Annotated in this window: 12 protein-coding genes; 3 read left to right on the forward strand and 9 right to left on the reverse strand. The window is 69.5% G+C overall.

Annotated elements, in window-relative coordinates:
* From CH341_RS19315 to CH341_RS34315, 7 genes are all read right to left on the reverse strand, one after another.
* The coding region (locus tag CH341_RS19315) for a hypothetical protein (RefSeq protein ID WP_210208454.1) at positions 1-577 on the reverse strand (577 nt) is incomplete at its 3' end.
* Positions 578-746: 169 nt separating this feature from the next.
* Positions 747-1,463 carry an LrgB family protein gene (locus tag CH341_RS19320; protein WP_111420621.1) on the reverse strand — a complete coding sequence of 239 codons (717 nt, stop codon included), beginning with the start codon at positions 1,461-1,463 and terminating at the stop codon, positions 747-749.
* Positions 1,460-1,852, reverse strand: coding sequence for a CidA/LrgA family protein (locus CH341_RS19325; RefSeq protein ID WP_111420622.1), 393 nt, complete (start codon positions 1,850-1,852; stop codon positions 1,460-1,462). Before CH341_RS19325 ends, CH341_RS19320 begins: the two co-directional genes overlap by 4 nt.
* Positions 1,853-2,053: 201 nt before the next feature.
* Positions 2,054-2,923: an EF-hand domain-containing protein gene (locus CH341_RS19330; protein WP_146604544.1), complete on the reverse strand. Its 870-nt coding sequence runs from the start codon at positions 2,921-2,923 to the stop codon at positions 2,054-2,056.
* Between the two features lie 222 nt (positions 2,924-3,145).
* The gene (locus CH341_RS19335; protein WP_170149714.1) at positions 3,146-3,823 is read right to left on the reverse strand and encodes an EF-hand domain-containing protein; all 678 of its coding nucleotides are present in this window, start codon (positions 3,821-3,823) and stop codon (positions 3,146-3,148) included.
* Positions 3,824-4,171: 348 nt separating this feature from the next.
* A protein-coding gene (prfB, locus tag CH341_RS19340; RefSeq protein ID WP_111420625.1) for a peptide chain release factor 2 occupies positions 4,172-5,303 on the reverse strand; the annotation gives its coding sequence in 2 pieces (ribosomal slippage) (positions 4,172-5,233 and positions 5,235-5,303; 1,131 coding nt in all).
* 221 nt (positions 5,304-5,524) lie between these two features.
* Complete coding sequence (locus CH341_RS34315) at positions 5,525-5,680, reverse strand: hypothetical protein (RefSeq protein ID WP_170149715.1); 156 nt, start codon at positions 5,678-5,680, stop codon at positions 5,525-5,527.
* Between the two features lie 399 nt (positions 5,681-6,079).
* Between CH341_RS34315 and CH341_RS34320 the strand changes: the two genes are divergently transcribed.
* Together CH341_RS34320 and CH341_RS34325 are read left to right on the forward strand one after the other, a co-directional pair.
* A complete protein-coding gene (locus tag CH341_RS34320; RefSeq protein WP_170149716.1) occupies positions 6,080-6,241 on the forward strand; it encodes a hypothetical protein in 162 nt (53 codons plus the stop codon).
* Positions 6,242-6,568: 327 nt separating this feature from the next.
* Positions 6,569-6,718: a hypothetical protein gene (locus CH341_RS34325; protein WP_170149717.1), complete on the forward strand. Its 150-nt coding sequence runs from the start codon at positions 6,569-6,571 to the stop codon at positions 6,716-6,718.
* Between the two features lie 190 nt (positions 6,719-6,908).
* Here CH341_RS34325 and CH341_RS19345 read toward each other — a convergent pair whose 3' ends face one another.
* Both CH341_RS19345 and CH341_RS19350 read right to left on the reverse strand, forming a co-directional pair.
* On the reverse strand, positions 6,909-9,380 hold the full coding sequence (locus CH341_RS19345; RefSeq protein ID WP_111420626.1) for a penicillin-binding protein 1A: 2,472 nt from the start codon (positions 9,378-9,380) through the stop codon (positions 6,909-6,911).
* A gap of 236 nt (positions 9,381-9,616) precedes the next feature.
* Positions 9,617-10,870, reverse strand: coding sequence for an N-acetylmuramoyl-L-alanine amidase (locus tag CH341_RS19350; protein WP_425376195.1), 1,254 nt, complete (start codon positions 10,868-10,870; stop codon positions 9,617-9,619).
* A gap of 702 nt (positions 10,871-11,572) precedes the next feature.
* Here CH341_RS19350 and CH341_RS19355 point away from each other — a divergent pair.
* Positions 11,573-13,931: Rne/Rng family ribonuclease (locus CH341_RS19355; protein ID WP_111420628.1), on the forward strand; the 2,359-nt coding region annotated here is incomplete at its 3' end.

A 13,931-nucleotide genomic window follows, 5' to 3' on the forward strand; every position in this document is an offset into this window, starting at 1 on the left:
GCTCGATCGTCGGCAGCGGGAGATCGGCGAGCCGCGCCAGCGCCGCAGCCGTGTGCTCGAACTTGCCGCCGGCGGCGGGCGACGTCCAGGCGACAGCGGCGAGAAAGCTCGCGGCGATGAACGCCATGTGCTCCATGCCGCTGGACACCAGCCAGACCAGGTTCCCGGTGACGGCCGGCAGCGCGACGAGCGCGATCGCGTCGGCGGTCGGCAGCCGGTCGCGCCTCGCGGCCACCAGCAGGAGCCCGATCACGGCGACGTAGCCGGCGAGATTGACGGCCAGCATGAAGTGCACGGGATCGACCGCGGGCAGCAGCCGGTACTTGACCGCGATCACCCAGGGCCACAGCGCGCTCGTCGACCCGGACGAGCGAACGCCGGGCGTGAAGCCGGGGACGCCGGTGAGCGCCGCGTTGCGGCCGACCACCTGATGAATCCAGGCGTCGTCCAGCGGAAAGCCGCAGGTCGCGAGCACGACACGGGCGATCGACGCCGCCCCGATCGCCACGGCGACCACCGCGACCCCGGCGACCAGCAGGTCGTGCCGCGGCTTCGCCACGGCGGCCGTATCGATCATCCCGGATGGCACATCGGACTCCCCGTGCCCGCAGCGTCCCAGGAACTGCCGAGCGGCCTACAGGCCGCGAACAAGCGGCGGCTCGCACCCGACGGGCGCACCATGGGACAGACTCGATTAAAAAGACGTGTTCGGCGACCCTGGTCAGGCGAGAGACGCGCCCTCGCCCTCACTTCACGAGGAACGGCAGCAGGATCGGCACCAGTACGGCGGTGAGCAGGCCGTTGAGGCCGAGGGCGATGCCCGCGAAGGTGCCGGCGAGCGGATCGACCTGGAACGCGCGCGCCGTGCCGATTCCGTGCGAGGCGAGGCCCGCCGCGAAGCCGCGCGCCGCGTAGTTCTTCAGGCCGATTGCGTTCATCAGCGGCGTCACGATGATGGCGCCGACGATGCCGGTCAGGATCACCAGCACGGCGGTGAGCGCCGGATCCGCCCCGATCGCCTCGGCCGTGCCCATCGCGATCGGCGTCGTCGCGCTCTTGGGCGCCAGCGCCCGCGCCGTCGACGCATCGAGGCCGAGGGTGCGGGCCAGCACGACGGCGGAGACGATCGCCGTGACGGAGCCGACGACCAGCGCGGTCACCATCGGGACCAGCAGGCGGCGGACCTGGGGGAGATAGCGCACCAGCGGGACGGCGAGCGCCACGGTGGCCGGGCCGAGCAGGAAGTGGACGAACTGCGCGCCGGCGAAATAGGCCGGGAACGGCGTGCCGGTGACGACCAGCACGGCCGAGACCATCAGGATCGCGATCAGCACCGGATTGGCGAGTGGCCGGCGGCCGACGGCAACGAAGATCGCGTCGGCCGCCACATAGGCGATCAGCGTCGTGGTGAGCCACAGCAGCGGCCCGCCGGAGAGATAGACCCAGAGATCGACGAGGCTCACGGCTCGCCCTCCACCGGCTCCGTCTCGGGATCGCCCCGCTCCGCCTCGACGCCCATCAGCCGGGCGGTCGCGGCGAACACCACCGCCGTGACGGCGAGCGTCACGGCGGTCGACAGCACCAGAACCAGCAGGATGCGGCCGCCCTCCTGCCCCACCCGGCCGAGATGCTGGATGATGCCGACGCCGGCCGGCACGAACAGCAGCGACAGATGCTTGAGGAGGCCGCCGGCGACGTCGCCCAGCTCCGAGGGCAGAGGCACGCGGACCAGCATCAGGGCCGTGAGCAGCACCATGCCGACCACCGGGCCAGGAATCGGGAGCACGAGCGCTCTCACGAACGCCTCCCCCAGGAGCTGGCAGACCAGCAGGACCGCAAAACCGTAGAGCATGGCACCTCGCGCCGTGGGGATCGGAATCGGCGCGCACTTTCGCCGGGACGCCAGCTCGGCACAAGGCGCCCGGCGTGCCGGCTGCCTTGCCGCCGGGACCGGGGCCGCTTCGGACGAGACGCCGACACGAAAAAATCCCCGCCCTCCCGGCGCACGGGAGAGCGGGGATCGATCATGTCACGCCGCGGCGCCGGCCGGCGCTCACGCCACCATCGAGACGCTGCGCTGCTGGTTGGAGCCCGAGAACATCGAGGACGAGATGTCGTCGAACATGGCCTTCAGGCTGCGCGACAGCTCGGCCGTGCTGACCGAGCCGCTGCTGTCGGAGTCCAGGCTGGCGAAGACGGAGTCGGCTTCCGCGGTGCTGCCACCGCTGGTGCCGGCGAAATCCTCGAGCTCGCTCTGCGAGATCGTCCCGTCGCCGTCGGTGTCCAGCGCCGAGACGATGTCGGACGCCGCGTCACCCGATGCGGAAGCCCCGCCGGAAGGCGGCGGCGGCGGTGGCGGCGCGCCGACCGCGTCGACGAACTGATCCTCGGTCAGCGACCCGGTGCCGCTCGAGTCGAGGGCCGAGAACATGCTCTGCCCGAGGCTTTCGGATCCGCCGAGCGACTCCACGTAGCTGGTGAACTCCGACGCGGTGACGCTGCCGTCGTCGTCGCTGTCGATGGTGTCGAACATCTGCTGCAGCGGGTTGTCGGTCGAGGTCGCCGCCGTGCTGCTCGACGAGGTCGAACCGCCGACCCCCGACACGCTGGACGAATCGCCGGACGACGAGCCGCTGCTGCTGGCGCCGGCTCCGGACATCTGCTGCATCATCATCAGCAGCATCATCACCTCGCTGCCGAGCCGGCTGCCGCCCGAGGAGGAGGACGACGACGTGTCGTCGGAGTCGCTCGTGCTGCTGCTCGAGCTGCTCGACGTGTCGAAGAAGGACGCCGCGCTGGACGACGATGTGCTGCTCGACGACGAGGTGGAAGACGAGCTCCCCGACGAGCTGCTCGCCTGCATCATTTTCAACAGTGACCAGAGACTCGACGTGTCGGTCGAGCTCACGCCGGAAGTGGACATCCCCGTCCTCCTGACGCGCGCGACGCCACGACCGGGCGGCACATCATGCGCCGTGCCCGGACCGCAATGCGCTGCCCGCTTTCGCTTGTACGGAAGCTTATACGGACGAGCCGCGGCGTTCCGGCAGGTCGCTTGCGGAGAACCGGACAGGATGGTCGGCCGGCGGCGCGAGACCGGCCGGGAGCCCGGCGAGGCGGGACCGGCCGCAGGCGGACGGCTCGCTCAGGCGGACAGGGTGAAGCCGGAGCCGCCCCGCGCCGGACCGATCGGCTCGACTCCCTCCGGGGCTTGCGTCCCCCCGGGACGGTCGGCTGCGGCTGCGGACACCGGCTCCGTCGCCGGCGTCTCGGCGGCGACCGAGGACAGCGACTGCCGCACTGCGGCGGCCATACGGTCCCGCGTCACGAAGCCGGTGTCGGCCGCGTCGATCTTCTCGAACATCCGTACGGCGAAGCTCGTCGATCCGCCCCGCTCCTCGATGAAGGAGACGAACTCGGAGCGGCCGACCCGTCCGTCGCCGTCGGTATCGATGGCGCGGAACAGCTGCTCGACCCGGGCCTCCTCGCTGTCCTGCCCGGCCGCGGAGGCCGCACCGGCCTGTCCGGAGGCCGCGGCCCGCGACGCCGCCGCCCCGCCCGCGACCCGGCCGGTCGCCTCGCCGGCGGTCTGCTGGACGGTGAGCAGGAACGCCATCGTCTCGCTGCTGATCGAGTACTTGCCGACGCTCCCATAGGCGTTCTGATCGGCCAGCGCCCCGGAGGCGGGAACGAAGCCGTGGCCCGACTCGCTCGAATCGGGCGGCCGCTGCACGTCGGGGCGGACGGAGCTCTTGCGCTGCAGCAGGTTCAGCAGCGTCTCGGTGTCCGCGAGGGCGGAGGAACTGACTCTGGCGCTGGACATCCACCCTCCTGGTAGGGACGGTCCATGGTCCATGGTCGCGGCTCGTGCCGGAGCCGCGACCCGCATCTGCCCGGACGCCCGGGTGCAGGATACGCGTTACGATCAGCGCTTCCGTTCCGCCTGCGGTACTGGATTACCGGGGTCGGGTGCCGACAGCGATGGTTTACGAATCTTTAACGAAAGGCCGACGAAGTCCAGGCGCGGCACGCTGCAGGGCCGCTATGCACAACGTTCCGATCACGGACGTCTGCCGCGCCCGACTCGAGCGACTCGGCGCAGGTTTCCGCAATGTTCATGTATAGACGAGTGGCGGCCTGCGCCGCAACTCGCCCCCGCCGTGTAGTCGGGCTACTCCACGTCCTCGATCTCGTCGGGCCCGCCGCCGAAGGCCCGCTGGGCCAGAGTCGCTTCCATGAAGCGGTCGAGGTCGCCGTCGAGCACGCCGCCGGTGTCGGAGGTCTGCACGCCGGTCCGCAGATCCTTGACCATCTGGTAGGGCTGCAGGACGTAGGACCGGATCTGGTGGCCCCAGCCGATGTCGGTCTTGGCTTCGAACTCGGCCGTGGCGGCCGCCTCGCGCTTCTTCAGCTCGATCTCGTACAGGCGGGCGCGCAGCATGTTCCAGGCAGTGGCCCGGTTCTTGTGCTGTGATCGCTCGGCCTGGCACATCACCGCGACGCCGGTCGGGATGTGGGTGAGGCGCACGGCCGACTCGGTCTTGTTGACGTGCTGGCCGCCGGCGCCCTGCGATCGCATGGTGTCGACCCGCACGTCGGCTTCCTTGATGTCGATGACGATGCGGTCGTCGACCACCGGATAGACGTCGACGCTGGCGAAGCTGGTGTGCCGGCGGGCGTTCGAATCGAACGGCGAGATGCGCACCAGCCGGTGCACGCCGCGCTCGGTCTTCAGCCAGCCATAGGCGTTGTGGCCCTTGATCTGCAGGGTGACCGACTTGATGCCGGCCTCCTCGCCCTCGGTCTCCTCGAGATACTCGATCTTGAAGCCGTGCTGCTCGGCCCAGCGCGTGTACATGCGCAGGAGCATGTTGGCCCAGTCCTGGCTCTCGGTTCCGCCGGCCCCGGCATGGACCTCGAGATAGGTGTCGTTGGAATCGGCCTCGCCCGACAGCAGCGCCTCGAGCTGGCGCCGCTCGACCTCGGCCTTCAGCCCCTTGAGGGCCGATTCGGCCTCGGCGATCACGGCCTGGTCGTTCTCGGCCTCGCCGAGCTCGATCAGCATGATCTGGTCGGAGACATCCTGCTCGATGCGGCCGATCGCCTCGAGGCTGTCCTCCAGGCTGGTGCGCTCCTGCATCAGGCGCTGGGCCTTCTGCGGGTCGTTCCAGAGATCGGGGTCCTCGGCGAGCTTGTTCAGCTCCGCCAGGCGTGCGCGGGCCTTGTCGAAGTCAAAGATGCCTCCTCAGCAGCCCGACCGACTGCTTGATCTCTTCGACGACCGATTGGGTTTCAGCGCGCATGTCTTCACCTTCCGGGCCGCTCGCGGCCCGCGGGGCGCACCGCGTGCAGCCCGTGGGCTGCCCTGGGGAGCGACCGTTCGAGAACGTATGCCGCATGTAGCGGCCCGGGCGCGCCGGCGCAACCGCGTTCGCGCGCCCCGGAGGGAGCCGGACCGCCGGCGTTGTCGACGGATGTGGGAGGCCTCGGGCGGACTATCCTCGCCGCCAAATCGGTCGATAACTCAGTCGAGCAGCATTGCCGCCGTCCACAGGCCGCCGCTCACCAGGAACACCGAGAGGCGCGGCGTCGCCAGGAGCGCGGAGGCCGCCAGCGCGGTCGCCAGGGCCGCGCACCAGCCGGCCAGAAGAACGATCAGCCGTGCCCAGACGAACCCCATGGAGTGCTCCTCGATGCCGGCGCGCCGTGCACGGCACAACGGTGCCCGTCGGGTTCCCACGGCGCAAGCCCGACGATGGGCAAGGGACCACGCATCCGGGACGGCGCCCTGCGGTGGTTCCCCATCGCGCGATACCGCCCCAGGAGGCGTTCGCCGGGGCGGCTTTTCGGGCGTTCGCGCGGCGGCAGGATCACAGACGCGGAGAATTTTTGTTCATTTCTTCTCAGAGCCCCGAACCGACGCCGGATTTCGCACTGCAACCAAATTTTAATCAATAAAATCTTATTCAATTCCTTGCCCTGGGTGCGCCGCAATATGATGGTGTGGTTGCGCCAACGAGACGATGGAAACGCCGAATCGGGGCTCACGACTTCAACGACGACCAGGAGAGCTGAAACAATGATTCGCGCTTCGACCCCCGGAACCGCCACCCCCTATGCGCCCAAGGCCACGCTGCTCGGCCGCGCCATCTCGGGGTTCGGTTCGGTCCTCAGCGTTCTGCGCGAGGCCCAGGAAATGCGAGCGGACGCGCAGCGCCGCTATCCGTTCATCGAGAGCTAGAGGCTTCGGTCTCGTGTTCAGGATGCGACGCGGAGAAAGCCCCGGTACGCCGGGGCTTTTTGCGTCGGCCCGACTGACGGCGTCGGCGATGGCAAGCGGGTGGCGATCCCCCCGGGGTGCGCGCGCGGGGTCGCAGATGCCCCCTGGGCAACTCCCGCGAGACGCGCGATCACGAGTGCCTTTGAGGCAATATTCTCTTAATTCGTGAATTCCTGTCACTTGTGCATGTGCGAAAGAGCCTCTTTTCGAAACGCCGTTGCGGTCCGATATTACATCCAACGGCGCTGAACCGCCGATCATCACTTAAGACCCCGAAGGAACTGAATCATGGTCCGCAATTCCGCTTCCGAGCCCGGCTCGGTCAGTCCTGCCCGCCACGCCCTGGCGCGTGCCTTCGACACCGTGCTGGACATCATCGACGACACCAACCGCATGCGCCGCGAGGCCGCGAGCCGGTACCCGTTCCTGCAGATCTGATCTCGGGACCGGGTCGTCGCCCCCGTACGGCCCGCTCCACCCCCGCGAGTCAAAAGCCCCCGCCATCCGGCGGGGGCTTTTTGCGTTTCGAGCGGCAGATGTCGGTCGAGACCGAGCCGCGGACCGTCTGCAGGCGGCGACGACCGACACTCGGGGTGTCGTCGCTCTCCCGGACGAACCGGGCCTGGGCTCAGTACAGCCCGCCCGTGCCGGTGCGCACGGCGCGGTCGACCTCGGGCGTCACCCCGAGCGGTTGGCCGTCGGGGCCGAGCGTGCCGGCATAGGCGGTCGACTCGGCCGGCGCCGTGCCGGGCTTGTAGGCCTCCAGGATCGCCTTGCTGGTGCCGGGGCCGGCCCGGGTGCCGGACTGGGCATCGATGCGGATCAGCTTGATGCCGGGCGGCACGCGGAACGGCACCGGCGCCTTGTCGGCCAGGGCGGTCTTGAGGAAGTCGCGCACGATCGGCGCCGCCATGTGGCCGCCCGAGGCGCCACGGCCGATATGGCGCGGCTTGTCGTAGCCGAGATAGACGCCGACCGCGATCTCCGGCGTGAAGCCGACGAACCACACGTCCTTCTCGTCGTTGGTGGTGCCGGTCTTGCCGGCCACCGGCTTGCCGAGCGAGGCGACGACGTTGCCGGTGCCGCGCTGGACCACGCCTTCCATGATCGAGGTGATCTGGTAGGCCGTCATCGGGTCGAGCACCTGCTCCCGGCGGTCGATCAGGCCGGGCTCGGGCTGGTTCTGCCAGCCTTCGGCGTCGCAGCCGCGGCACTCGCGCTGGTCGTGCTTGTAGATGGTCTTGCCGGTGCGGTCCTGGATGCGGTCGATCAGGGTCGGGGTGATGCGGCGCCCGCCATTGGCGATCATCGAATAGGCCGTGGTCATCCGCATCACGGTCGTCTCGCCGGCGCCGAGCGCGTAGGACAGATAGGGCGGCATGTGGTCGTAGATGCCGAACCGCTTGGCGTAGTCGGCGATCAACGGCATGCCGACGTCCTGGGCGAGCCGCACCGTCATGACGTTGCGCGAGTGCTCGATGCCGAACCGCAGGGTCTGCGGGCCGTAATACTTGCCGGTGGAGTAGTTCTCCGGCCGCCACACGCCGATGCCGGGGCCCTGATCGATCTCGATCGGGGCGTCGACCACGATGGTCGACGGCGTGTAGCCGTTATCGAGCGCCGCCGCATAGACCAGCGGCTTGATCGACGAGCCCGGCTGGCGCATCGCCTGGGTGGCCCGGTCGAACTGGCTCTGGTCGAACGAGAAGCCACCGACCAGGGCGAGCACGCGGCCGGTCACCGGATCCATCACCACCATGGCGCCGGAAATCTCCGGGATCTGCCGCAGCCGGAACTGGCCCTCCTTGCCGGCGCCGAGCGGCTCGACATAGACGACGTCGCCGGGCTCCAGCACCTGCGACGCCTTGGCGACCGCCTTGCCCTTGTTCGGGCCGTTGAGCGGCCGGGCCCATTTCAGGCCGTCGAGCGGCACGATGCCGACCGCCCGGTCGCGCGACACCGCCCCGCCCGGCTCGCGGCCCGGCTGCAGGCCGACCCGCGCGGCCTGGTCCGAAGTCTCCAGCACGACGGCGAGCCGCCACGGCGCGACGTCGTTGAGGGCGCGCACGTCGGCGAGCCGCACGCCCCAGTCGCCCGAGACGTCGATCTTGGTCACCGGGCCGCGCCAGCCCTGGGTCTCCTCGTAGCGCACCAGCCCGTCCGTGAACGCCTTGCGGGCCATCACCTGCAGCTTCGGATCGAGCGTGGTGCGGATCGACAAGCCGCCCTCGTAGAGGCGCTTCTCGCCGAACTTCTCGTTGATCTCGCGACGCACCTCCTCGGCGAAATACTCGCCGGCGAAGATGTGGGCGCCGGTCGGCCGCGGCGTGACGTTGAGCGGCTCCTTGCGGGCGGCCTCGGCCTCGGCGGGCGTGATCCACTCGTTCTCGCGCAGCCGGTCGATCACGTAGTTGCGCCGCTCGGTCGCCCGCTCGCGCTGGCGGAACGGGTGGAGCTGCGACGGCGCCTTCGGCAGGGCCGCCAGATAGGCCGCCTCGGCGATCGTCAGGTCGTTGACCGACTTGTCGAAGTAGAGCAGCGAGGCGGCCGCGACGCCGTAGGCCGAGAAGCCCAGATAGATCTCGTTGAGATAGAGCTCGAGGATGCGGTCCTTCGAGTAGGTCCGCTCGATCTTGAGGGCGAGCAGCGCCTCCTTGATCTTGCGGTCGAACGACACCTCGTTGGTGAGCAGGAAGTTCTTGGCGACCTGCTGGGTGATGGTCGAGGCGCCCTGCGGCCGGCGGTTGGAGCCCATGTTCTGGACGAACAGCACGCCGGCGCGGGCGATGCCGGTGAAGTCGAGGCCGCCGTGCTCGTAGAAGTTCTTGTCCTCGGCCGCCAGGAAGGCGTTGATCACCCGCTTGGGGATCGCCTGGATGGGCAGATAGAGTCTTCGCTCGCGGGCGTATTCGGCCAAGAGCGCGCCGTCGACGGCGTGCACGCGGGTCATCACCGGCGGCTCGTATTCCTGCAGCTGGGTGTAGTCCGGCAGATCCTTGGAGAAGTGCCAGATCATCGCCGCGGCCGCCGCGATCCCGACCAGGAACAGGATGGTCCCGATCGTGAACAGGAAGCCGAAGAACCGCAGCATCAATCGCATCGCCCCATCCCCGCAACGGCGCCCGGCCGGGCCGGCCTTCTGCCCGGGCGGAATCCACCCGTCGTGCCGACGCGCCGCCCCGTAGGTCGCCCGGTTTTATGGTCAAACTGAGGCTTAGGCCAGGGTCGCGCAGGCCGGCCCGCGGCCGAATCGCACGCGTCGTCCCGTGGCCCGACCGGCTGCGACCCCGCAACCGGAGCGGCTCGATCGTGTCGACGACGACCGACGATCCCCCTTCAATTCGGCCCGGCCGGGGGGGCGGCGGGAGCGGCTGCGGTCTCGCCGGGGTTGGCGCCCTGGCCGGCGAGGCGGGGGTGGAAGAAGGCGTTGACGGCCTGGACGATCGACTCGGTCGCCTTGCTCCGCCAGGCGTCCGAGGTGAGCTGCTTCATGTCGCTCTTGTTGGACACGTAGCCGAGCTCGACCAGCACGGACGGCACGTCGGGGGCGGTCAGCACCCGGAAGCCGGCCGCTTTCAGCGGATGCTTGTGCAGCTTGGCCGTCGACTTGAGCTCGCCGACCAGGGTGCGGGCGAACTGGGCCGAGTAGTTCTTGGTCTCGCGCTGGGCGAGGTCGATCAGGATGTCGGCGATGTCGTCGGGCTCGGCCGAGAGGTCGACGCCGGAGATGACGTCGGCCTTGTTCTCGGCATCGGCGAGGCGGGCCGCCTCGGTGTCGGAGGCGTGCTCGGACAGGGTGTAGACGGTCGCCCCCTCGGCGCCGCCGTCGCGCCGCGCCAGCGCGTCGCAGTGGATCGAGATGAAGAGCTGCGCCTCGCGCTGGCGCGCCAGCCGCACCCGGTCGGCCAGCGGGATGAAGCGGTCGTCGCTGCGGGTCATCACCACCCGGTACTTGCCGGTCTGCTCGAGCTTGTCGCGCAGCATCAGGCCGAAGGCGAGCACCAGGGTCTTCTCCTCCTCGCCGGTCGGCGCCCGGGTGCCGTTGTCGATGCCGCCGTGGCCCGGGTCGACGACGATGATGGGGCGCGGATCGCCGTTCGGCGGAGTGTCCCGCTCGGCCCGGTGCTGCGATTCGCGCGGCAGCCGATTGTCGATGGCGGCGGCCCGCAGGAAGGTGGCGCGGTCGACGGCCGCGAGGTCGAGCACCAGGCGGGCCGGCAGCCCGTCCGCCGGATCGAGCACGAAGGCGCGCTCGACCCGCACCGGGCCGGTGGTGTCGATGACGATGCGCGAGCCGCCCGGCATCACCAAGCCGTAGCGGAAGGCCTTCACCAGGCCGCGGGCGTGCTCGCCGGCCTTGGGCGGGAGCTGGAACGTGACCTGCGGCATGTCGACGATGACCCGGTACGGATCGGCCAGCGTGAACGCCCGCACCTCGATCGACTGGGTCAGGTCGACGACGAATCGGGTCTGCCCGGCATCGCCCGCCAGGCGGGCGTCGGTGGCCGTCGGGAAGCTCTGGGCCGGGGCGATCGGACCGGCGGAGCCCGGACGCGTTTGCGCGTCCGCCGGTGCAACGGAGCCGTGCAACCCGCCGATTACGACGGCAACGATCAGCCCGAGGGCCAGACCCCGTCCCACCGTCGTCCCCCCTCCCCGTGGCGCTTCCCGAATAAACTCTGACGCTTAACGTGGGCTTTCTCGCGGCGGCCCGGCCCCGGTCGTCGCGACCATGTGCCTGCTGACGAGGCAAATGGCTGACAGGCCAGCGATTCCGGACGCGTGCTCCCCCGTACGTGAAACGCATGCGGCTTGCCAATAGGCCATGACGCGCCTTAATAAGAGATGCTGGTGGATTCAGAGGGTCCGGGAGTGCCGTGTTCCGGCGTCCGGGACACTCGAAGGTCCGTCCCCCGTTTTCGCCGCCGCCGCGCGCGGCGGATCGCGGAAGCGGTCGGCAGCGAGCCGTCGCCTCCTTCTAAGGACGATTTGATGCGTTTGCGATCCGACAGGACGTTCACGCGAAAGATCCCCAGCCCTTGACCCGTCGAGGCCACCGCGCGTGGCCACCGCACCCCAGGATTCGGAGCCGATGTCCGGGACACTGAACGAGGAGCACACCGCCGGGCGCTGCGGAAGAGCGCTGGCGCTCCCGTTCTCGCCCCGCGATCAGCGACTCGTGCTTCGTTCCGTTTGGTTCCACCCCCCCTTCGGCCTGCATCGTCCGTCGCGCCATTCCGGTTCCGCCGGAACACCGGATCGCGCGCGGCCGCGCCGCACAGAGACACAAACATGGCGAATAAGATGCTCATCGACGCGACCCACCCGGAAGAGACCCGGGTCGTCGTGCTCCGCGGAAACCGTGTAGAGGAATTCGATTTCGAGTCGGCGAGCCGCCGACAGCTCAGAGGCAACATCTACTTGGCCAAGGTGACGCGGGTCGAACCCTCGCTCCAGGCCGCCTTCGTCGATTACGGCGGCAATCGCCACGGCTTCCTGGCCTTCAGCGAAATCCACCCCGACTACTATCAAATCCCCGTCGCCGATCGGCAGGTGCTGATCGACGAGGAAGAGCGCGCCCACCGCGCCGCCGAGGCCGAGGCCGACCGCCGCGCCGCCGCCCGCTCGGGGCAGCGCCAGATCGCGGCCGAGCGCCCACCGCACCGCGACGACCGCATGGCCAGCGAGCCGGTCGATCCGAGCGAGCACCGGTCCGACCACGCCGCCGAGAACACCGCGGAGAGCGCCGTCGCCGAAGGCGGCGCGCCCGCCGACACGGCGCAGGGCGAGGCCCAGACCGAGCTCGCCTTCGCCCAGTCCGAGAGCGACGTCGCGCCGGCCGAAGGCGCCGTCGCGGAGGCCGGCCAGCCCGATTTCATCCAAGCCGAGTCCGTCCCGGCCGGGTCCGCCCCGGTCGAGGACGTTCCCGCGTCGCCGGCGACCGAAGCCTTCCCGCTGGTCGAGAGCTCGTCCGAGCCGGCACGCGTCGCCGAGCCGGCGGCGTCTCCGGCAGAGGCGGGCGAGGCCGTCGCCCCGACCGAAGCCACCGCCGAAGCGGCCACGCCGGTCGAAGGCGAGATCCTGCCGCCCGAGGGCGCCACTCCCGGCAACGGCCACGACGTCGACGACGAGGACGACGACGAGGACGAGGACGAGGAGGACGACGACGAGGACGACGACGAGGACGAGGACGACGCCGAGGAGGAAGAGGAGGTGGTCGAGTCGGTCGGCGGTGCCGACGCGCTCGAGGAGCTTCCCGACCGTGCGCCGCGCCATCGTCGCCAGTACAAGATCCAGGAGGTGATCAAGCGCCGGCAGGTCATGCTGGTGCAGGTCGTCAAGGAAGAGCGCGGCACCAAGGGCGCGGCGCTGACCACCTATCTGTCGCTCGCCGGCCGCTACTCGGTGCTGATGCCCAACACGGCCCGCGGCGGCGGCATCAGCCGCAAGATCACCAACACGGTCGACCGCAAGCGCCTCAAGGAGATCGCCCAGGACCTCGAGGTTCCGGAGGGGATGGGCGTGATCCTGCGCACCGCCGGCGCGGCACGCACCAAGACCGAGGTGAAGCGCGACTTCGAGTATCTGCTGCGGGTGTGGGAGCAGGTCCGCGACCTGACCCTCAAGTCGACCGCCGCCACGCTGGTCTACGAGGAAGGCTCGGTGGTGAAGCGGGCGATCCGCGATCTCTACAACAAGGAGATCGACGAGATCATCGTGGCCGGCGAGGACGCCTATCGCGAGGCCAAGGACTTCATGCGCATGCTCATGCCGAGCCATGCGAAGAACGTGAAGCTCTACGGCGAGCCGCAGCCGCTGCTGACCCGCTACGGCGTCGAGACCCAGCTCGACGCGATGTTCTCGCCGACCGTGCAGCTCCGCTCCGGCGGCTACATCGTGCTGAACCAGACCGAGGCGCTGGTCGCCATCGACGTGAACTCCGGCCGCGCGACGCGCGAGCACCACATCGAGGACACGGCGCTCAAGACCAATCTCGAGGCCTGCGAGGAGGTCGCCCGCCAGCTCCGCCTGCGCGACCTCGCCGGCCTGATCGTCATCGACTTCATCGACATGGACGAGAAGCGGAACAACCGCGCCGTCGAACGCAAGCTGAAGGAGTGCCTGAAGAACGACCGGGCCCGCATCCAGGTCGGCCGCATCTCGCATTTCGGCCTGATGGAGATGTCGCGCCAGCGCATCCGCACCAGCGTGTTCGAGAGCTCGACCGAGAAGTGCCCGCATTGCGGCGGCTCCGGCCATGTGCGCTCGGTCTCGTCGGTCGCCCTGCAGTGCCTGCGCATGCTCGAGGAAGGGCTGATGCGCGGCGCCACGCACAACCTGACCATCCGCACCGGCACCGACACGGCGCTCTACATGCTCAACCACAAGCGCGCTCACCTGAGCGAGCTCGAGCAGCGCTATCGCCTGCTGATCACCGTGAAGGCCGATCCGAACGTGATGGGCCAGCACCCGTTCGTCATCGAGAAGAACGAGCAGGTCCACACCCTCGATCAGGCCCGCGCGATCGCGGCCCAATCGGCGGCGGCGCTGCCGGCGCCGGCGCGGATCGAGGAGGATTACGAGGACGAGATCGAGCCCGAGGTCTTCGAGACCGAGACGATCGACGAGGTCGAGGAGGTCGAGGCGGACC

This window comes from Rhodoplanes roseus (assembly GCF_003258865.1).
In the GTDB taxonomy this organism is placed as follows: domain Bacteria; phylum Pseudomonadota; class Alphaproteobacteria; order Rhizobiales; family Xanthobacteraceae; genus Rhodoplanes; species Rhodoplanes roseus.